The following is an 18,734-nucleotide window of genomic DNA, read 5'->3' on the forward strand; positions in this document are numbered from 1 at the left end:
CGTTCGGCCCTAGCGTCTCGGTCATGGCTCTGGCAACGCGGACGGACCGACGGCCGTCCATGGCACGCACCGTGTGGGACTCCTCCGTCGGCAAGAAGACGGTGATGGCCGTCAGCGGTCTGATCATGCTGCTGTACCTGGTCGTCCACATGATCGGCAACCTGAAGATCTTCTTCGGAGCGGGCGAGTTCAACCACTACGCGCACTGGCTGCGCACGGTCGGCGAGCCGTTCATGCACTACGAGTGGACCCTGTGGCTGGTCCGCGTGGTGCTGGTCGTCGCGGTGGTCGCCCACGCCGTCTCCGCGTACCAGCTCAGCCGCCGCGACATCAAGGCGCGCCCGAACAAGTACGTCCACAAGAAGCCGCGGGCGAGCTACGCCACCCGCACCATGCGCTGGGGCGGGATCATCCTCGGCCTGTTCATCGTCTGGCACCTCCTGGACCTGACGACCGGGACCGTGCACTCCGGCGGCTTCCAGGAGGGCCGCCCGTACCAGAACGTCGTGGACACCTTCTCCACCTGGTACGGCAACACGATCTACATCGTGGCGATGCTCGCCCTCGGCCTGCACGTCCGGCACGGCTTCTGGAGCGCCGCCCAGACCCTCGGCGCCGGCAGCCGCACCCGCGACCGCGCCCTCAAGACCGTCGCCGACGTCCTCGCGCTGGTGCTCACGGCCGGTTTCATCGCCGTCCCCGTGGCCGTCATGACCGGAGTGGTGAGCTGACATGACCTCGTACACCGACTACCTGACCGGTGAGCCCCTCGCCGACACCAAGGCCCCCTCCGGGCCGATCGGCGAACGCTGGGACAAGCGCCGCTTCGAGGCCAAGCTGGTCAACCCCGCCAACCGGCGCAAGCACACCGTCATCGTCGTCGGCACCGGCCTGGCCGGCGGCTCCGCCGGGGCCACCCTCGCCGAACAGGGCTACCACGTCGTCCAGTTCTGCTACCAGGACTCCCCGCGGCGCGCCCACTCCATCGCCGCGCAGGGCGGCATCAACGCCGCGAAGAACTACCGCAACGACGGCGACTCCGTCCACCGGCTGTTCTACGACACCGTCAAGGGCGGCGACTTCCGGGCGCGCGAGTCCAACGTGCACCGCCTCGCGCAGATCTCCGTCGAGATCATCGACCAGTGCGTGGCGCAGGGCGTGCCCTTCGCCCGCGAGTACGGCGGCCTGCTGGACACCCGCTCCTTCGGCGGCGTCCAGGTGTCCCGCACGTTCTACGCCCGCGGCCAGACGGGCCAGCAGCTGCTGCTCGGCGCCTACCAGGCGCTGTCCCGGCAGATCGCGGCCGGGAACATCGAGCTGCACCCGCGCACCGAGATGCTCGACCTGATCGTGATCGACGGACGGGCGCGCGGCATCGTGGCGCGCGACCTGATCACGGGGAAGATCGACACGTACTACGCGGACGCCGTCGTCCTCGCCAGCGGCGGCTACGGCAACGTCTTCTACCTGTCGACGAACGCCATGAACTCCAACGCCACCGCCGTCTGGCGGGCGCACCGGCGCGGCGCCCACTTCGCCAACCCCTGCTTCACCCAGATCCACCCCACCTGCATCCCGCGCACCGGCGACCACCAGTCCAAGCTCACCCTGATGAGCGAGTCGCTGCGCAACGACGGCCGCATCTGGGTGCCGAAGGCCAAGGGCGACGACCGGCCCGCGAACAAGATCCCCGAGGACGAGCGCGACTACTACCTGGAGCGCATCTACCCGTCCTTCGGCAACCTGGTCCCGCGGGACATCGCCTCCCGCGCCGCGAAGAACGTCTGCGACGAGGGCCGGGGCGTCGGCCCCGGCGGCCAGGGTGTCTACCTGGACTTCGCCGACGCGATCGAGCGCATGGGCCGCAAGGCCGTGGAGGCCAAGTACGGCAACCTCTTCGACATGTACCACCGGATCACCGACGAGGATCCGTACCAGGTGCCCATGCGCATCTACCCGGCCGTGCACTACACGATGGGCGGCCTGTGGGTCGACTACGACCTCCAGACCACCGTGCCCGGTCTGTTCGCGATCGGCGAGGCCAACTTCTCCGACCACGGCGCCAACCGGCTCGGCGCGTCCGCGCTGATGCAGGGCCTGGCCGACGGCTACTTCGTACTGCCGGCGACCATCAACGACTACCTCGCCCGCAACCCGCACCAGGGCGAGGTCACCGACGGGCACCCGGCCGTGCAGGAGGTGCTGGCCGAGACCCAGGACCGCCTCGACCTGCTGCTGTCCGTGGACGGCGACCGCACGCCCGACTCCTTCCACCGCGAGGTCGGCGAGCTGATGTGGGAGTTCTGCGGCATGGCCCGCACGGACGCCGGACTGCGCAAGGCACTGGAGCGCATCCCGCAGATCCGCGAGGAGTTCTGGCGGCGCATCAAGGTCCCCGGCACAGGCGAGGAGTTCAACCAGTCCCTGGAGAAGGCCAACCGCGTCGTCGACTACCTGGAACTCGCCGAGCTGATGTGCCTCGACGCCCTGCACCGCTCCGAGTCCTGCGGCGGCCACTTCCGTGAGGAGTCGCAGACCGCGGACGGCGAGGCCGCCCGCAGGGACGACGCGTTCGCCTACGCGGCCGCCTGGGAGTTCACCGGCACCGGCGAGGCGCCCGTCCTGCACAAGGAAGACCTGGTCTTCGAGTACGTCCACCCCACTCAGCGGAGCTACGCATGAAGCTCACCCTGCGCGTCTGGCGGCAGAAGAACGCCGACGCCGACGGCGCCATGTCCACGTACGAGGTGGACGGCATCTCGCCCGACATGTCCTTCCTGGAGATGCTCGACACCCTCAACGAGGAACTCATCCTGCGCGGCGAGGACCCGGTCGCCTTCGACCACGACTGCCGCGAGGGCATCTGCGGCGCCTGCTCCCTCGTCATCAACGGCGACGCCCACGGCCCCGAGCGCACCACCACCTGCCAGCTGCACATGCGCTCCTTCCGGGACGGCGACACGATCGACGTCGAGCCGTGGCGGGCGTCGGCGTTCCCGGTGGTCAAGGACCTGGTCGTGGACCGGTCGGCCTTCGACCGGATCATCCAGGCGGGCGGCTACATCACCGCGCCGACGGGTGCCGCCCCCGAGGCGCACGCCACGCCGGTGCCCAAGCCGGACGCCGACCTCGCCTTCGAGCACGCCGAGTGCATCGGGTGCGGGGCGTGCGTGGCCGCCTGCCCGAACGGCGCGGCCATGCTCTTCACCTCCGCCAAGGTGAACCACCTGAACGTCCTGCCGCAGGGCGCTCCCGAGCGGGAGACCCGGGTGCTGGACATGGTGGCGCAGATGGACGCCGAGGGCTTCGGCGGCTGCACGCTCGCCGGTGAGTGCGCGACCGCCTGCCCCAAGGGCATCCCGCTGGTCTCCATCACCGGCATGAACAAGGAATGGCTGCGGGCCACCCGCAAGGCCAAGCGCTGACGGGGACACGGTAGAGCGCCAGCACGGGCGCGGAAGACGTTCGCCGCGGAAGACGGTGGACGGGCGGGGCCGGGAGTGGTGCTCATCCCCGGCCCCGTCTGGCTTTCCGGGTGAACGGCGCCGCGGCTTCCGGCTGACGCTCCGGGCACCGGAACATGGACGCCCGGAACGCGTCCGTGCCGTTCAACATCCGCACATCCACTCTCCGGACACAGGTCACGTACACGCCAATCGGCATCGGAAGAACAGGGGCGGCGGGCCGGATTCCCCGGCCCACCGGGTGCCGTCCCCATTTCCGGCCCGTGACCAGGAGAGTGCCATGACCGGGATTTCCACCCTCGACCGTCCCCCGCAGAGCACCGCGCCGGCCCGCTACACCGTCACCCTGGCCCGCGACGAGGCCGACGTACGGGCCGCGCAGCGGCTGCGGCACGACGTCTTCGCCGGCGAGATGGGCGCCCTGCTCACCTCCGCGCAGCCCGGCCTCGACGTCGACCCCTTCGACGCCTACTGCGACCACCTGCTGGTGCGCGACACCGGCACCGGGCAGGTCGTCGGCACCTACCGGCTGCTGCCGCCCGAGCGCGCCGCGGTCGCCGGACGCCTTTACTCCGAGGGCGAGTTCGACCTGAGCGCACTGGACGGCATCCGGCCGGGACTCGTCGAGGTCGGCCGCTCCTGCGTGCACCCCGACCACCGCGACGGCGCCGTCATCGGGCTGATCTGGGCCGGCATCGCCCGCTACATGGTGGACCGCGGCCACGAGTGGCTGGCCGGCTGCTGCTCCGTCCCGCTCGCCGACGGCGGCACCCTCGCGGCCGGCACCTGGGACCGGGTGCGCGACAAGCACCTGGCGCCGGAGGAGTTCCGCGTACGGCCGCTGCTGCCGTGGACGCCGCCGGCGGACGTCGCACCGCCCGCCCGCACCGAACTGCCCGCCCTCCTGCGCGGCTACCTCCGCCTCGGCGCCTGGGTGTGCGCCGAGCCCGCCCACGACCCCGACTTCGGGGTCGCCGACCTGTACGTGCTGCTGTCGATGCGCCGGGTCAACCCCCGCTACCTGCGGCACTTCCTCTCCCTCGTCCCGGCCTGATGAGCGTCTGGCTGCCCGGCGCGCCCTGCACCCCGCGGGCGTGCGTGGAGACGACGGGGTCCGTCACCGCCGTCCCGCGGGCCGTGCCGCGGCTCGTGGCGGTGGTGCTGCTCGTCCTCACCGGCATCCTGCTGTCGGCGCTCGGCCGGGCGTTCCCCCGACTGTGGGGGAGTGTCCCGGCCGGCGCGGTACGGCGGTGGAGCCGGGCGGTCGTGCGGGCGGCGGGCGTCCGGGTCCGTACGACCGGCGCCGCCGCGCCCGCCGGCGGGCTGCTGCTGGTGGCCAACCACATCTCCTGGCTGGACATCCCCCTGCTGGCCGCGGTCCGCCCGGCCCGGATGCTCGCCAAGACCGAGATCCGGCGGTGGCCGGTGGCGGGGGCGATCGCCGCCCGGGCCGGTGTCCTGTTCATCGACCGCGACCGGTTGCGCGCCCTGCCCGGCACGGTCGACCGGATCGCCGGGACACTCCGCGCCGGACGGGCCGTCGCGGTGTTCCCCGAGGGCAGCACCTGGTGCGGCCGGGCCCAGGGGCGCTTCCGGCGGGCCGTGTTCCAGGCGGCGCTGGACGCGCGGGTCCCCGTCCAACCGGTGCGCATCCGGTACCGGGCGGACGGGGGCGGGGCCAGCACGGCGCCCGCCTTCGTCGGCGACGACTCCCTGCTCGCCTCGCTCTGGCGGGTGACGACGGCACGGGCTCTGGTGGCCGAGGTGGAGGTGCTGCCGCCGATCGCGCCGGAGACCCACCCGGACCGCAAGGGTCTCGCGGCCGCCGCCGAGACGCAGGTGCTGGGGCCGCGCACCACGGCCCCCTCACACGCGGGGCCCCGAACGGCACGGTCCGACACCCTCCACCGCACCGCGTGACAGGGCCCGTCGGCTCGGCGACAGCGACCGTCGGCTCACCGTGCGGCCGGCCGCCACGCGGCGCACCGCGTGGCGGCCGGCCGCACGGCGAGCTCAGGCGAGGGGCGCCGCCGTCTCGGCGACGGCCCTTCCCGGGCGCTTGCCTGCGTCTGCCGCGGTCGTCTCCGGGCGCTCGCCCGCGTCCGCCCTGCCCCTCTCCGGGCGCTCGCCCGCGTCCGCCTCGGTCCTCTCCTGGAGCCCACCTGCGTCCGCCACGGTCCTCTCCTGGAGCCCGCCCGTGTCGGCGACGGCCGTTCCCGAGTGCTCACCCGCGTCCTACACGGCCCTTCCCGTGTGCTCGCTCGTGTCGGTGGCGGTTTTCTCCGGGCGCCTGCTCGTGTCGGTAGCGGTCCTCTCCGGGAACCCGCCCGCGTCCGTGGCGGCCCTCCCCAGGCGCCCGCCCGTGTCCGCCATGCCCCTCCCCGGGCGTACGATCCCGGCCAGGCGCCGGTAGGAGTCCAGGAGGGCCCCGCGGTCGTGGGTGCTGGTGGTGACGAGGACCTCCTGCGCGCCGGTCTCCGCCAGCAGGGTCTCCAGCGCGGGGGCCACCTCGTCCTCGGTGCCCGCGATGTGGCCGGTCAGACCCGCTTCGAAGAGTCCGCGCTGCTTCGCGCTCATGGACCGGGCCTCGACCTCCTCGGCGGGCGCCAGCGGCGGAAAGGTGCCGTGGGTGCGCGCGTACGCCATCGACCAGGCCTCGGGGAGCAGCAGCCGGCGGGCCTCCCCGGGGGTGCCGGCCACCGCGATCGTGCCGGAGACGACGACGTACGGTTCCGCCGCCCAAAGGGAGGGCCGGAAACGGGCGCGGTAGCGGTCGATGCCGCGCCGCATCCTGTCGCGGTCGCGGAGGTCCCCGATGACCATCGGCAGGCCCGCCTCCGCCGCGATCCGCGCGCCCTCACCCATGGCCAGCACGAACGGCGGCACCGTCAGGCCCTCGGCGGGCCGGGCGTGCACGCCGGTCGGGGACGTGCCCCGGAACCAGCCCAGCAGCTCCTGAAGTTGCCCGGCGAAGTCGTCCGCGTCGTCCTTGTCGCGCCCCAGGGCCCGGCGCACGCCGTCGGTGAAGCCCACCGAGCGGCCCAGGCCCATGTCGATCCGCCCCGGGAACAGGGACTCCAGGACGCCGAACTGCTCGGCCACGACCAGCGGCCGGTGGTTGGGCAGCATCACTCCGCCGGTACCGACCCTGATGGCGCGCGTCGCGCCGGCCACCGCGGCGGCCAGGACCGTCGGCGCGGATCCGGCGACCCCGGGCACGCCGTGGTGCTCCGCCACCCAGAAACGGTGGTAGCCCAGCCGTTCCGCCTCCTGCGCCAGCCGCACGGTGTCCCGCAACGCCTCGGCGCCGGTGTGGCCCTCACGGACGCGGGAGCGGTCGAGGACGGAGAAGCGGGCCGAGGCGAGCGCGGAGGTCATGAAGGGTTCAACAGCGCGCGGCCCGCGGGATTCCCGGCCGGGCTCCCGGCCGGTCTCCCGACCGGCGGGGGAGCAGGCCGGGCCGGTCACCGGTCCGTCGGGCGTTGTCGGTCGGTCGAGCCGTGTCGGTCGGTCGAGCTGTGTCGGTCCGTCGGGCGTCGCCGGTCGGTCGGGCGTCGCCCGGTGCCGGAGGATCCCTAGGGTGGGGGTGTGACCGACACCCGCGGATGGCCGATCGCCGTGTTCGACCTGGACAACACCCTCGCCGACACCACCCACCGGCAGCGCTTCCTGGAGCGCAGCCCACGGCAGTGGGACGCCTTCTTCGCGGCGGCGCCGCAGGACCCGCCGATCCCCGAGGGCGTGGCGATGGCCGTGGAGAGCGCGGGGGAGTGCGAGGTCGTCTACCTGACCGGGCGGCCCGAGCGCTGCCGGCGGGACACGCTGGAGTGGCTGGAGCGGCACGGGCTGCCCGACGGGCGGGTGTACATGCGCCGCGACGACGACCGCCGGCCGGCCCGCCGCACCAAGCTGGAGACACTGCGCCGGCTGGCCCGCGGCCGGGAGGTGCGGGTCCTCGTGGACGACGACGACCTGGTCTGCGACGACGCCGAACAGGCCGGTTTCACGGTGGTCCGGGCACGCTGGACGCCGCCCTCGGGGACCCTGCGGGTGGCGCAGGAGCGGGAGGGCCGCACCTGAGCGTCGTGCGGCGCCGAAGGGACCGCCCGAGGCCCGCCACCCCGACTTCACCCCGCCGTCACCCCGACTCCTCCAGGCGGAAACCGACCTTCAGGCCCACCTGCCAGTGGGCGACCCCGCCGTCCTCGATCTGGCCGCGCACCTGGGTCACCTCGAACCAGTCCAGGTTGCGCAGGGTCTGCGACGCCCGGGTGATGCCGTTGCGGATCGCCTGGTCGACGCCGTCCGGCGAGGTGCCGACGATCTCCGTGACCCGGTAGGTGTGGTTCGACATACGGGGCTCCTCTCCGCGGCCGTGCTCGTGTCGCGCAGGTCACGCGTCACCGCGTCACTCCACGGTGCCCCACGGCACGACAGAACGCGAGGCGTCAAAGGGGATATTCCTATCTATCTGATGATATAAGGATCATGTTGCTGGGGGTGTGGCTGTCGGCGTCGAAGCTCCAACGGCCGCGCCCGCGATCCGTGATTGGGGGTTTGAAGGAGACCATGCGGCGGTTAAGAAACGCGATGTCCCGACAGGCGCCGGTCCCCGTGGCGCGCCATCCCGTCCACCGCGAGGAGACGAGGGCCGGTTGGTACGCCCCCGTCGCGGTGGGTGTCGATCTCCTGGCCGCGGCCCTGCCGGTCGCGGCGGCGTTCGTGGAGGTCCACGAACCCCACCCGCTGCGCTACGCGGCCGTCGCCGCCCTGCTGTGGCCCCTCATCGGGGCCGTGAGCAAGCGGTACACCCACCAGAACTGGGGCGACGGAGGCGGTCTGAGGGCGGTGATACGGGACTGGCTCGTCCTGGTCGGCGCCCTGGCGACGCTCCGCGTGGTCTGCGGGCTGGACAGCGTTCCCGCCGAGGCGTTCACGGCGCTGATCCCCGCGCTGGTCCTGACGGGCGTCAGCCAGAAGCTGATCCACCGTCACCTGCTGGCCGCCCGCCGGGACGCCCGTGCCCTGCGCCACGTGCTGGTCGTCGGCGAGGCCTCCACCGTCGACGCCGTGGTCGAGCAGCTCGCCCAGCGCACCGACCACGAGTACGTGGTCGTCGGCGCCTGCCCGGTGGGCGACGGAGAGGTCCGCTCCGGGGTGCCGGAGTGCGTCCGGCTGCCCCGCACGGCGCCCGACCTGCCCGAGGAGGACGCCACGGCCGTACTCGGGGCGGCCGACGAACTCGCGGCCGACCTGGTGTTCGTGGCGCCCGGCCCGCACCTGTCCGGTGAGCGGGTGCGCCGGTTGTCCTGGGCGCTGCACGACCAGGGCCGCTCACTCATGGTGCTGCCCGGCATCGTCGAGGTGTCGCGCCGCCGGGTGCGGCTGACCACGGCGGCCGGCCTGACCCTGCTGCACATCGCGCCACCGCTCCAGCGCGGTGCGCACACCGTGGCGAAGTCCCTCGTGGACCGGTTGGGCGCGCTGGCGCTGATCGCCCTGTTCTCGCCGCTGCTGTTCCTGCTCGCCCTCGCCGTCCGGCTCGGTTCGCCCGGTCCGATCCTGTACCGCCAGACCCGGGTCGGCCGCAACGGGGAGCCGTTCCCCATGTGGAAGTTCCGCACGATGGTGGTCGGCGCCGACCGGATGAAGAGCGGGCTGGAGGCGCAGAACGAGAACGACGGGCACATGTTCAAGATGCGCCAGGACCCGAGGGTCACCGGCGTGGGACGCGTCCTGCGCCGCTACTCGCTGGACGAGCTGCCCCAGCTGTTCAACATCCTGTTCGGTCACATGTCCCTGGTCGGTCCGCGGCCCCCGCTGCCCGAGGAGGTCGCCAAGTACAACGGCGTCGAGATGCGCCGGCTCAGCATCAAGCCGGGCCTGACCGGCCTGTGGCAGGTGAGCGGGCGGTCGGACCTGTCGTGGCGCGAGACGGTCGCCCTCGACCTGCGCTACGTCGACAACTGGTCGCTGGCCGGCGACATGAACGTCATGGCCCGCACCCTGCGCGTCGTCCTGGACGGGCAGGGCGCCTACTGAGGACGGATGCGGTCCCCTTCCCGGACCGCATCCGCCATCCGGGCACGTCTGCAGCCAACACGCGGTGAACGCGGCGGATCCGCCCCGGGCGACGTGAAGGATCGCGGCGACGGGGACGTCTTGGCCCTCGGGAAGGGACACCGCCATGGCACAGACCTCAGCCGCACACCCCACCGCCGCACAGCGCGCACCGGCCCCGCCCCCGGACGGCCCCGCCGGTGCCACCGGCCACCGGTCGACGGTGACGTGGTCGCTGCGCGGCTTCACCGGCGCCGGATACGACAAGGGGCGCCCGCTGCCGGTCCAGGCCGCCTGGTTCGCCGCCCTCCACCTGCTCTTCGTCAAGTGGTGGTTCCCGGCCCGCTGGCGGCCGGCCCTGCTGCGCGCGTTCGGCGCCCGCGTCGGACAGCGGGTGCTGATCCGGCGCGGGGTGCGCGTCCACTGGCCCTGGAAGCTGGACGTCGGCGACGACGTGTGGATCGGCGAGGACGCCTGGATCCTCAACCTCGAACCGGTGACGATCGGCAGCGACTGCTGCGTCTCGCAGAGCGCGCTGCTGTGCACGGGCAGCCACCGCCGCCGTTCCGCCACGTTCGAGTTCGACAACGGCCCCATCCGGCTGGAGCCGGGCAGCTGGGTCGCGGCCCGCGCGGTCGTGCTGCGGGGCGTCACCGTCGGCCGGGGCGCCGTGGTCGGCGCCGGGGCCGTCGCCCACCGGGACCTCGCACCGGGCGAGGTCCTGACGGCGGGCGGGACGCCCGGAACGGACCCGTCCGGGTCCGGCGCGTCCGGCGGGTCCGCCGTGTCCACCCCCGAGGCGAAGGGAGCCACGGCATGAGACTGGTCCATGTGGTCACGCTCGTCAGCGACGACGGCGCGTTCGGCGGACCGACGAGCGTGGCCGTCGCCCAGTTGGAGGAGTGCGCCGCCCGCGGCCACGACGTGACGCTGGTGTCGCTGTGGCGGGGCCGGGCGCCCGCCGCACGGCGCATCGGCGCCGTCCGGTTCGTCTCCCGTCCGGCATGGCGCCTCGTGCCCGGCCAGGGCTGCCTCGGCCTCATGAACCCCCTGCTGCTGCGGGACCTGTGGCGGGCCATGGGACGCGCCGACGCCGTCCACGTGCACGCGGGACGCGACCTCGTCTCCCTCGCCGCGCTCGCCGTCGCCCGGCTGCGGCGCACCCCTTTCGTCACCCAGACGCACGGCATGGTCGAGCCCCGCACCGGAACCGTCGCGCGGGTCTTCGACCGTCTGTACGTGCCCCTGCTGCGCCGGGCGCGGTGCTGCCTGGTGCTCACCGAGCGGGAGCGGCGGGCACTGACCGCGGTGCTGGGCCCGGCCGGGCCACCGCTGGTGTCCCTGCCCAACGGGCTGCGCCCGGGCGGTGACGAGACGTCCGCCCAGCCGCGCAGCGGCCGCGAGGTGATCTTCCTGGCCCGCCTCCACCCGCGCAAACGCCCCGAGGCCTTCGTCGAGATGGCCGCCCTGGTCCACAAGGAGATGTCCGAGGCGCGCTTCACGCTCTACGGCGCGGACGAGGGCTCCCTGCCGGCGGTGCGGCGGCTCGTCGCGGACCGCGGACTGACCGACGTGGTCACCTACGGCGGCGCGCTGGAGCACTCCGCGGCGCTGGAGGCCTACCGCAGGGCCGCCGTCTACGTCCTGCCGAGCGTGCACGAGCCGTTCCCGATGACGGTCCTGGAGGCGCTGGCCGAGGGCACGCCGGTGGTGTGCACGGACAGCAGCGGCATCGCCGCCGAACTGGCCCGCCGGGACGCGGCGCTGGTCACCGACGGCAGCCCGGAGGCCCTGGCCGACGCGGTGTGCCTGCTCCTCGCCGACGAGGACCTGCGCCGGCGGCTGGCCGAGGCCGGCCGGCGCGCGATCGACGAGGTCTTCTCGATCCGCGCGGTCGCGGACCGCCTCGAGGAGGTCTACCGGCACCGCCGCGCACCCGGAGCACACCGGTAGCACCGACCGCACGGACGGTGTGCGAGGCCCGGCGCCGGGGGGCGACCGACCCGGACAGCGCGGCGCCGGCCACCGCGGGCCCACCGTCGCAAACGGCTGGCCCGCGGTGGCCGGCGGCACGGCGGGACGTCAGCGCGCCGGGGCGCGGCCGACCGTGCGGAGGATGTCCTCGAAGCGGGAGGCGCAGTCCTCCAGGGAGAACTCCCGCTCGGCCAGGGCACGGCTCTCCTTGCCCAGCGACTCGGCGCGCGCCGGGTCGGACAGCACCTCCTGCACCCAGGCGGAGGCGTCGTCGAGGGCGGACTCCTCCGGCGGGAAGACCGCGGACCCCGCCTGGCGGAGCAGGTGCGCGGCCAGATTGCCGGCGGGCATCAGCCCGAGGACCGGGCGCCCCGCGCACAGGTACGACAGTGTCTTGGACGGTACGGAGAACTCACCGGCGTCCGCCGCCAGGAGGACGACGAGGAGGTCGCCGCTGCCCAGCACCTCGGGCAGCCGCTCGTAGGGCTGGAAGGGCAGCAGGGTCAGGTCCACCCCGCGCGCGGCCGCGGCCTGCCGGAGCACCGGTACGGCCGGGCCGTCGTTGACGACGACGAGCCGGACCGGCGTGCCCCGCTCCCGCAGCCGCTCGGCCAGCTGCACCAGCAGGACCGGGTGGTGCTTCAGGCCCAGCGTGCCGGAGTACAGCACCGTCCGTACCCCGTCCAGACCCTGCTCGGCCGACCAGGCGTTGGCCCGGTCCACCGGGACGATCTCGTCGAGCGGCGCCCAGTTGGGGATGACGGTGACCTTGCCCGCGGTACCCCACGTCCGGTGGATCCGTACGAAGGACTCGGCGATCACCACGATGGCCGCCGCCCGGCGCGCCGACCACTTCTCGCCCGCCCCGAAGACCTTGGCGGCGACGCCCATCGTCCTCGCCACGTCGGCCGCGGCGAAGCTCTCCAGCGCGACGGCGGTCACGTCCTGGTGCCACAGCACCCAGGGGATGCGCAACCGCCGCAGCACGGCCGCCGCCACCACCAGCACCGGGATGGGCAGGTTGGAGAGCATCGCCACGTCGGGCTTCTCCCGCCGTACCTGCCGGGCCAGCTCCAGGCCCAGCAGGCTCTCCTGGCGGAGCCGGTGGAAGTAGGCCTCCTTCCGGAGCGCGGTGCCGTCCCCGATGGTGGCGAAGCGCAGGCCCGGGGCGTCCCCGGCGAGGTTGCCCTTGCCGGAGACGTAGGCGGTGCACGTCGAGTGGACGACGTCGTGGCCGCGGCGCGCCAGTTCCCGGCTCAGCTGCGCCTGGAACGGGTGGCCGCTGTAGTCGTGGACGAGGATCCTCATCGGCTCTCCCGGTCCTGGTGCTCGGCGTACTCGGTCGGGTCTCACTGCTGGGAGCGCTTGACCTGGTCGTAGACCCAGGCGTAGGTCTGCTCCAGGCCGTCGATCAGGGTGACGGACGGTTCCCAGCCGTGGACCTCGCGGATCAGGGTGTTGTCCGAGTTGCGGCCGCGCACGCCCTGCGGGGCGTCGAGGCGGTGGCTGCGCTCGCAGCGGACGCCCGCGATCTGCTCGACGATGTCGACGAGCTGGTTGATGGTGACCAGCTCCGAGGAGCCGAGGTTGACCGGGACGCCGCTGTTCCCGTTCATGATCATCTGGCTGCCGTCGAGGCAGTCGTCGATGTACATGAAGGAGCGGCTCTGCCGGCCGTCGCCCCAGATCTCGATCCGGTGGTCGCCGGAGACGACCGCCTCGGCCACCTTGCGGCACACCGCGGCCGGGGCCTTCTCCCGGCCGCCGGTCCAGGTGCCGTGCGGGCCGTACACGTTGTGGTACCGGGCGACGCGGGTGACGAACCCGTAGTCCTCGGCGTAGTGGCGGCACATGCGCTCGGAGAACAGCTTCTCCCAGCCGTAGCCGTCCTCCGGCTGCGCGGGGTAGGCGTCCTCCTCCTTGAGCGCGGTGAGGTTCGGGTCGGTCTGCTTGCCGGCGGCGTACACGCAGGCGGAGGAGGAGTAGAAGTAGCGCTCCACGTCGGCCTCGTGGGCGGCCTGGAGCATGTGGGTGCTGGTCAGCACCGACATCATGCAGGCGGCCTTGTTGTTCTCGATGAAGCCCATGCCGCCCATGTCGGCGGCCAGCATGTACACCTGTCCGGCGTCCCGGACGCCGGCGCGCGCACGGTCCAGGAGCGACAGGTCGGCGACCACGTTCTCGGCGTCCTGGTGGACCTGGTACCACTCGTGCCGGGGCTTGATGTCGATGGAGCGGACGGTCAGCCCCTGGGCGAGGAGGTCGCCCACGAGATGCCCTCCGATGAATCCCCCGCCACCGGCGACGACGACGTCGACCTGCTTGCTCATAGCGCGACTCCCTGAGTGCTCCGGAGATGTGATGTGCGGTCAGCCGGTCCTCCGCCGCCGGCGGCGCCGTCCGGCGCCGGGCCCTGCGGAGACCTGCGCGACAAGCTATGCAGACTTGTCATGATTTGGGGTAAAAGGCACGCTGCCGAAAAAGAACATCACCCGATGGTCCTCTTTGGTGACCGCTGCACCGAAGTGAATGATTTGTGCGCGCCTTGGACGATTTGAGCGGTAAGAGCGCTATATATCTTTCGGTGATGTTTCAGCCTGAAAACTCGCTCAGCAGAGAGGTCGGGATGCAGGACGCTCGCGTCCGCAGTGCGGCTGCGGTCTCCCTCTGGGCCGTGGTGCTCACCGTCCTGCTGCCGGGGCTGATCCTCCAGTCGGACGGCGTGCGGCTGTCGGTCGCGCTCGCGCTCCAGGGCGTCGTCGTGGCGCACTCCGGTGGCGCGCTCGCCCGGGTGCTCACCGCGCCCACGGTGCGGCTCGTCGCCTTCGGCTTCTGGGTCTTCGCCTACATCTGGCTCGGCCTGGCGCCCCTGGCGATGCTCGCCTCCGACACCTACCCGTGGCCCTACCGGACCCGCGAGGCCAACGCCTTCGAGGCCGTCGCCGTCGTGGAACTCGGACTCCTCGCCTACAGCGCCGGAACGGCCCTCGCCGCCCGCCGCCGGCAGGCCCGCGCCGGCTCCGCCCCGCCCGGCTTCCTGGAACGACTGCTCGCGCGCCGGATCGCCCCGTGGCGCCTGGTGGTGCTCTGCGGGCTGGCCCTGGCCTTCGCGGTCCTGCTGATCTCCAGCCAACCCGGTCGCCTCGGCGCGTACTTCACCAGCCGTCAGGCCATCACCGAGGCCGGCGCGACCGCCGACACCCAGGGCGCCTTCCTCCAGGTGCTGCTCAGCTGGTCGCTGTCCGTGCCCGCGTTCTGGGCGCTGCTCGGCCTGCTGCACGTACCGCGGGTGGCGCGCGGCGACCGCTGGCTGCGCGGCCTGCGCTGGCTGCTCCTGCCGGTGTTCCTGGCACTCAACGCCGTCGTCAACAACCCCATCAGCAAGCCCAGGTTCTGGATCGGCACGGTCCTGCTGACCCTGGTCTTCACCGTGCCCCGGCTGTGCAGGCCGCGGGCCTTCCGGGCCACGGCGGCCGCGCTCATCGCCGCGCTCCTGGTCGTCTTCCCCTACAGCGACTACTTCCGCTACAGCGACCGGGAGGACGTCACCGTCGTCTCCCTCACCGACCAGTTCACCACCAACGGCGACTACGACGCCTTCCAGCAGGTGCAGACGGGAATCGACTACGCCCGGGAGAACGGTTTCTCCCCCCAGGACGCGCTCGGACCCCCGCTGTTCATGGTGCCGCGCTCCATGTGGCCGGAGAAACCCGAGGACACCGGCATCGCCCTGGCCCGGTACGCGGGCTACGAGTTCCTCAACCTGTCCGCGCCCCTGTGGATCGAGAGCTACCTGTGGGCCGGGCCCTTCGCGGTGGTCGTTGTGTTCTGCCTGCTGGGCGCGGTCGGACGGCGCGCCGACGACGTACGCCACCTGTTGCGCGGCCGGCCGGGCACCCTCGCGGCGCTCCTGGTGCCGGCCTTCGCCTTCTACCAGATGGTCTTCCTGCGCGGCAGCCTGCTCGCCATCGCCGGCCCGCTGACGCTCCTGATGGCCGTCCCCCTGCTCATCAGCACCCGTACCGCCCGGGCATCCCGGTTCCCCTCACCGGCCGCGCAGCCCACACCCATCCGTCACGCATCGATCCCCGGAACAGGAGGGCACCCGTGACCGGCCCCACCCCATTCGACGACCGGTACGACGAGCCGGACCAGCTACGCGACCAACTGCGCCGCATCCTGCGCCACCGGTCCCTGATCGCCCTGGGCATCTGCCTGGGAGCGGTCGGCGGACTCGCCCTCTCCGTGCAGCGCGCCCACACCTACACGGCGACCAGCGAAGTCCTCGTACGCTCCACCACCGACCCCTTCGGCACGGTCGGCGTCTCCGCCGACAACCAGGTCAGCATGAGCACCGAGCAGCGGATCGCCGCCAGCGCGACTGTCGCCCAGCGCGCGGTGCGCCTCCTGGGCCGGCCCGCCGAACAGACCACCACGTTCGGCGCCCGGGTACGGGTCACCAACCCGCAGAAATCCCAGGTGCTCCGCTTCGAGTACACCTCCGGCGCCCCCCAGCGCGCGGCGCAGGGCGCCAACGCCTTCGCCGAGGCGTACCTCGCCGACCGCAAGAGCCGCAACGAGGCCACCGCGCACCGGGCCACCCACGCCCTGGAGCAGCAGATCACCGTGCTGAACAAGCGGCTGGCGCAGGACCAGCTGGAGCGCGCGTCGGCCAAGCCCGCCGCGCAGAACCAGCTCTACAACCTCCAGAAGCGCGTCCTGGACATCAAGTCCCGGGACACCGACGGCGGTGACGTCGTCCGCCGGGCCGCGGTCCCCACCCTGCCGGTGGGACCCGGCCTGCGCACCCTGCTCGCCCTCGGGGTGGTGTGCGGACTGCTCCTCGGCATCGTGCTGGCCTGGGTGCGCTCCGCCCTGGACAACCGGGTCCGCTCGGTGGGGGAGGTCCAGGCCGCCCTGCGCGCGCCGGTGCTCGGCATCCTGCCCTCCGACGACGGGGGGGACGAGGCGCTGCTGACGGTCGGCCGTAGCGCCAGCCCGCGCAGCGAGGCCTACCGGGCGCTGTCGTTCCGCATGCGGCAGCTGGACCGCACGGGCGGCCCCGGCCACGTGCTCGTGGTCGCCCCCCGCACCACCGGCGACGCCGAGGAGGTCGCCGCCAACCTGGGCGCCGCCCTCGCCGAGGACGGCAGCGACGTGCTGCTGGTGGACACCACCCCCGACACCGGCGACCTCGCCACGCGGCTGCCGCTGATGCCGTACGAGGCCCCCACCCTGGAAGAGGCGTTCCTGCCCGCCGGGAGCGTCCTCGTCGACACCGACGTCGCCGGCCGCTTCGCCTTCTCCTCCAACGGCGGCACCGGACGGCGGCACCGGACGGTCCTCGCCGATCACGAGACGTCGACCGTCGTCGTCGCGGGTCCGCTGCTCACGCAGGCCGACGCGCTGGCCGCCGCCCAGCGCGTCGACGGCGTCCTCGTGGTCGCCCACCTCGACCGCACCCGGCGCGACGACCTCCGCCAGGTGCAGGAGCTGATCGCCTGCTCCGGCGGACGCCTCCTCGGCGCCGTCCTCGACACCGGCCGCCCGGGCCGTCGCCTGCGGGTCCTGCGCCGCCGCCCGAAGTACGGTCACACCGCGCACGCCGACCACGCGTCCATGGAACTCCCCGTGCAGGACGGCACGCTGAGCGCCTCCCGCCGATGACCGCCCCCGAGACGACCGCCCGCCCCCGCGCCGGGGCGGCCGCCCCCAGTGGGGTGGCCGCCACCGCGCGGGGCGGCTGGTGGGGGATGGCGGGTTCCGTCGCGAACGCCGTCTTCTCCTTCCTCCTCGTCGGCCTGATCACCCGGGCCGTAGGGGCCCAGGGGGCGGGAGCGATCTTCACCGGCGTCGCCCTCTTCACCATCCTCAGCAACACCTGCAAGCTCGGTGCCGACACCGGGCTCGTGCGTTTCGTGCCGCGCGACCTCGCCGTCGACGGCGGCCGCTCGGTGGACGCGCTGCTGCGCACGGCCGTCCTGCCCGCCACGGTGGCCGCCACCGCGGCCGCCGTGCCACTGGTGTTCTCCCCGGCGGTGGCCACCGCCCTGCTGCCCCATCTGCCGCCCGGGGACGCCGTCGCCCTGGTCCGGCTCTTCGGGCTCTTCCTGCCCGCCGCCACCGTCGGCATGATCCTGCTCGGCGCCACCCGGGGATACGGCACGGTGGTGCCGTTCGTCGGCGTGGAGCAGATCGGCAAGCCGGTGCTGCGGGTGCTGATCGCCGTCCCCGTGGCCTGGTACGCGCCCGGACTGCTCTCCCTCGCCGCGGCCTGGCTGCTGCCCGCGCTGGCCGGTTCCGCGGCCGCCTGGCTCTCCCTGCGCCGCTGCCGCGCCGGCCGTCCCGCACCGCGGCCGGCGGGCGACGCGCCCGTGGACCGGCGGGCCTTCTGGAGTTTCGCCGCACCCCGCGCGATCTCCTCCGTCTTCGACATCAGCGCCGTCTGGGTCGGCGTCATCCTGCTCTCCGCGCTGGCCACCGCCGCCGAGGCGGGGGTGTACACGGCCATCGGCCGCGTCGTCACCGCCGGCACCCTGGTCCAGCTCGCCGTACGGCTCGCCGTGGCGCCCGAGCTCAGCCGTCTGCTCGCCGTCGACCGGACCGCCGAGGCACACGACCTGCACCGCGTGTCGACCTGCTGGACCGTGCTGTTCTCCTGGCCGCTGTTCGGTGTCGTCGCCTGCTTCCCCGCGACCGTCCTGGCCGTCTTTGGACCGGAGTTCACCGACGGCGCGCTCGCCCTGGTGCTGCTGTGCGCGGCCGCCATGGTCAACATCGCCGTCGGCAACGCCCAGACCGTGCTGCTCATGGCCGGCCGGAGCTCCTGGCACCTGGCCGTCACCGCCGCGGCGTTCACGGTGCAACTCGTCGTCGGCGTGCTGGCCGTGCCCGTCTGGGGCGTGCTCGGCGCCGCGGTGTCCTGGGGCGCGGCCATCGTCGTGGAGAACCTCGCGGCGGCCGTGCTCGTCCGGTGGCGCCTGGGCTTCACGACCGTGGGAGAGGGCTACACCAGGGCGCTGACCATCGCCTGCGCCGTCGTGACGGTGCTGGCGGCGGTGCGCCGGACGGCAGGTGACACACCGTCAGGACTCGCCGTCGGAATGGCTTTGGGATCGTGTGTATTTGGTACTACTTTGTGGCGGTATCGGACGTCGCTCAGGGTGAGCGACCTGGGCGGAGTGCTGCGTCGCCGCGCCGCATGAGCCCGGACCCGGCCCCCCTCCTCCGGGCCCG

General features: G+C 73.1%; 17 protein-coding genes. 12 read left to right on the plus strand and 5 right to left on the minus strand.

The features are described 5' to 3' along the window. Window positions 1-59: 59 nt before the first annotated feature. From ACFYWQ_RS18150 to ACFYWQ_RS18170, 5 genes are all read left to right on the plus strand, one after another. Window positions 60-731 (plus strand): succinate dehydrogenase, encoded by a 672-nt coding sequence (locus ACFYWQ_RS18150; RefSeq protein WP_389518317.1) that lies wholly within the window; start codon window positions 60-62, stop codon window positions 729-731. A 1-nt stretch (window position 732) separates the two neighbouring features. Next, complete coding sequence (locus ACFYWQ_RS18155; RefSeq protein ID WP_389517656.1) at window positions 733-2,682, plus strand: fumarate reductase/succinate dehydrogenase flavoprotein subunit; 1,950 nt, start codon at window positions 733-735, stop codon at window positions 2,680-2,682. Next, entirely contained in the window at window positions 2,679-3,425 is a 747-nt protein-coding gene (locus tag ACFYWQ_RS18160; RefSeq protein WP_385064991.1) for a succinate dehydrogenase/fumarate reductase iron-sulfur subunit, read from the plus strand. Before ACFYWQ_RS18155 ends, ACFYWQ_RS18160 begins: the two co-directional genes overlap by 4 nt. 319 nt (window positions 3,426-3,744) lie before the next feature. Then, window positions 3,745-4,518, plus strand: a complete 774-nt coding sequence (locus tag ACFYWQ_RS18165) for a GNAT family N-acetyltransferase (protein WP_389517659.1) — start codon at window positions 3,745-3,747, stop codon at window positions 4,516-4,518. Further along, the gene (locus ACFYWQ_RS18170; protein WP_389517661.1) at window positions 4,518-5,384 is read left to right on the plus strand and encodes a lysophospholipid acyltransferase family protein; all 867 of its coding nucleotides are present in this window, start codon (window positions 4,518-4,520) and stop codon (window positions 5,382-5,384) included. The genes ACFYWQ_RS18165 and ACFYWQ_RS18170 overlap by 1 nt, the downstream gene beginning before the upstream one ends. Window positions 5,385-5,477: 93 nt before the next feature. Here the strand turns inward: ACFYWQ_RS18170 and ACFYWQ_RS18175 are convergent, their stop codons facing one another. Both ACFYWQ_RS18175 and ACFYWQ_RS18180 read right to left on the minus strand, forming a co-directional pair. Beyond that, window positions 5,478-5,639 carry a hypothetical protein gene (locus ACFYWQ_RS18175; protein WP_389517663.1) on the minus strand — a complete coding sequence of 54 codons (162 nt, stop codon included), beginning with the start codon at window positions 5,637-5,639 and terminating at the stop codon, window positions 5,478-5,480. A 60-nt stretch (window positions 5,640-5,699) separates the two neighbouring features. Next, window positions 5,700-6,842: an LLM class flavin-dependent oxidoreductase gene (locus ACFYWQ_RS18180; RefSeq protein ID WP_389517665.1), complete on the minus strand. Its 1,143-nt coding sequence runs from the start codon at window positions 6,840-6,842 to the stop codon at window positions 5,700-5,702. Between the two features lie 210 nt (window positions 6,843-7,052). Here ACFYWQ_RS18180 and ACFYWQ_RS18185 point away from each other — a divergent pair, with 210 nt between their 5' ends. Next, complete coding sequence (locus ACFYWQ_RS18185; RefSeq protein ID WP_389517667.1) at window positions 7,053-7,544, plus strand: hypothetical protein; 492 nt, start codon at window positions 7,053-7,055, stop codon at window positions 7,542-7,544. A gap of 58 nt (window positions 7,545-7,602) precedes the next feature. On the opposite strand, the gene ACFYWQ_RS18190 is transcribed toward ACFYWQ_RS18185, so the two are convergent. Continuing rightward, window positions 7,603-7,818 (minus strand): dodecin, encoded by a 216-nt coding sequence (locus ACFYWQ_RS18190; RefSeq protein WP_389517669.1) that lies wholly within the window; start codon window positions 7,816-7,818, stop codon window positions 7,603-7,605. A 236-nt stretch (window positions 7,819-8,054) separates the two neighbouring features. On the opposite strand from ACFYWQ_RS18190, the gene ACFYWQ_RS18195 reads away from it, so the two are divergent. The 3 genes from ACFYWQ_RS18195 to ACFYWQ_RS18205 all read left to right on the plus strand — a co-directional run bounded on the left by ACFYWQ_RS18195 (window position 8,055) and on the right by ACFYWQ_RS18205 (window position 11,477). Further along, the gene (locus tag ACFYWQ_RS18195; protein ID WP_389517671.1) at window positions 8,055-9,506 is read left to right on the plus strand and encodes a sugar transferase; all 1,452 of its coding nucleotides are present in this window, start codon (window positions 8,055-8,057) and stop codon (window positions 9,504-9,506) included. A 145-nt stretch (window positions 9,507-9,651) separates the two neighbouring features. Further along, window positions 9,652-10,344, plus strand: a complete 693-nt coding sequence (locus ACFYWQ_RS18200) for a DapH/DapD/GlmU-related protein (RefSeq protein WP_389517673.1) — start codon at window positions 9,652-9,654, stop codon at window positions 10,342-10,344. Continuing rightward, window positions 10,341-11,477: a glycosyltransferase gene (locus tag ACFYWQ_RS18205; RefSeq protein ID WP_389517674.1), complete on the plus strand. Its 1,137-nt coding sequence runs from the start codon at window positions 10,341-10,343 to the stop codon at window positions 11,475-11,477. Before ACFYWQ_RS18200 ends, ACFYWQ_RS18205 begins: the two co-directional genes overlap by 4 nt. Window positions 11,478-11,606: 129 nt before the next feature. Here ACFYWQ_RS18205 and ACFYWQ_RS18210 read toward each other — a convergent pair whose 3' ends face one another. Together ACFYWQ_RS18210 and ACFYWQ_RS18215 are read right to left on the minus strand one after the other, a co-directional pair. Continuing rightward, window positions 11,607-12,806, minus strand: coding sequence for a glycosyltransferase family 4 protein (locus ACFYWQ_RS18210; RefSeq protein WP_389517676.1), 1,200 nt, complete (start codon window positions 12,804-12,806; stop codon window positions 11,607-11,609). A 41-nt stretch (window positions 12,807-12,847) separates the two neighbouring features. Next, complete coding sequence (locus ACFYWQ_RS18215; RefSeq protein ID WP_389517678.1) at window positions 12,848-13,828, minus strand: NAD-dependent epimerase/dehydratase family protein; 981 nt, start codon at window positions 13,826-13,828, stop codon at window positions 12,848-12,850. A gap of 257 nt (window positions 13,829-14,085) precedes the next feature. Between ACFYWQ_RS18215 and ACFYWQ_RS18220 the strand changes: the two genes are divergently transcribed. The 3 genes from ACFYWQ_RS18220 to ACFYWQ_RS18230 are packed head-to-tail and all read left to right on the plus strand — an operon-like array spanning window position 14,086 to window position 18,703. After that, window positions 14,086-15,609, plus strand: a complete 1,524-nt coding sequence (locus tag ACFYWQ_RS18220) for a hypothetical protein (RefSeq protein WP_389517680.1) — start codon at window positions 14,086-14,088, stop codon at window positions 15,607-15,609. Beyond that, window positions 15,606-17,165: a hypothetical protein gene (locus tag ACFYWQ_RS18225; protein WP_389517682.1), complete on the plus strand. Its 1,560-nt coding sequence runs from the start codon at window positions 15,606-15,608 to the stop codon at window positions 17,163-17,165. Before ACFYWQ_RS18220 ends, ACFYWQ_RS18225 begins: the two co-directional genes overlap by 4 nt. Then, window positions 17,162-18,703, plus strand: a complete 1,542-nt coding sequence (locus ACFYWQ_RS18230) for a lipopolysaccharide biosynthesis protein (RefSeq protein ID WP_389517684.1) — start codon at window positions 17,162-17,164, stop codon at window positions 18,701-18,703. Before ACFYWQ_RS18225 ends, ACFYWQ_RS18230 begins: the two co-directional genes overlap by 4 nt. Window positions 18,704-18,734: the final 31 nt, after the last annotated feature.

This window comes from Streptomyces sp. NPDC003247, from assembly GCF_042888135.1.
GTDB lineage: Bacteria > Actinomycetota > Actinomycetes > Streptomycetales > Streptomycetaceae > Streptomyces.

What these genes read in the sequence shown, in the direction of transcription:
- ACFYWQ_RS18210 (WP_389517676.1), bottom strand. Translation starts at nt 12,806, where the DNA reads ATGAGGATCCTCGTCCACGACTACAGCGGCCACCCGTTCCAGGCGCAG.
- ACFYWQ_RS18165 (WP_389517659.1), top strand. Translation starts at nt 3,745, where the DNA reads ATGACCGGGATTTCCACCCTCGACCGTCCCCCGCAGAGCACCGCGCCG.
- ACFYWQ_RS18200 (WP_389517673.1), top strand. Translation starts at nt 9,652, where the DNA reads ATGGCACAGACCTCAGCCGCACACCCCACCGCCGCACAGCGCGCACCG.
- ACFYWQ_RS18195 (WP_389517671.1), top strand. Translation starts at nt 8,055, where the DNA reads ATGTCCCGACAGGCGCCGGTCCCCGTGGCGCGCCATCCCGTCCACCGC.
- ACFYWQ_RS18215 (WP_389517678.1), bottom strand. Translation starts at nt 13,828, where the DNA reads ATGAGCAAGCAGGTCGACGTCGTCGTCGCCGGTGGCGGGGGATTCATC.
- ACFYWQ_RS18205 (WP_389517674.1), top strand. Translation starts at nt 10,341, where the DNA reads ATGAGACTGGTCCATGTGGTCACGCTCGTCAGCGACGACGGCGCGTTC.
- ACFYWQ_RS18190 (WP_389517669.1), bottom strand. Translation starts at nt 7,818, where the DNA reads ATGTCGAACCACACCTACCGGGTCACGGAGATCGTCGGCACCTCGCCG.
- ACFYWQ_RS18220 (WP_389517680.1), top strand. Translation starts at nt 14,086, where the DNA reads ATGTTTCAGCCTGAAAACTCGCTCAGCAGAGAGGTCGGGATGCAGGAC.
- ACFYWQ_RS18180 (WP_389517665.1), bottom strand. Translation starts at nt 6,842, where the DNA reads ATGACCTCCGCGCTCGCCTCGGCCCGCTTCTCCGTCCTCGACCGCTCC.
- ACFYWQ_RS18160 (WP_385064991.1), top strand. Translation starts at nt 2,679, where the DNA reads ATGAAGCTCACCCTGCGCGTCTGGCGGCAGAAGAACGCCGACGCCGAC.
- ACFYWQ_RS18150 (WP_389518317.1), top strand. Translation starts at nt 60, where the DNA reads ATGGCACGCACCGTGTGGGACTCCTCCGTCGGCAAGAAGACGGTGATG.
- ACFYWQ_RS18230 (WP_389517684.1), top strand. Translation starts at nt 17,162, where the DNA reads ATGACCGCCCCCGAGACGACCGCCCGCCCCCGCGCCGGGGCGGCCGCC.
- ACFYWQ_RS18155 (WP_389517656.1), top strand. Translation starts at nt 733, where the DNA reads ATGACCTCGTACACCGACTACCTGACCGGTGAGCCCCTCGCCGACACC.
- ACFYWQ_RS18170 (WP_389517661.1), top strand. Translation starts at nt 4,518, where the DNA reads ATGAGCGTCTGGCTGCCCGGCGCGCCCTGCACCCCGCGGGCGTGCGTG.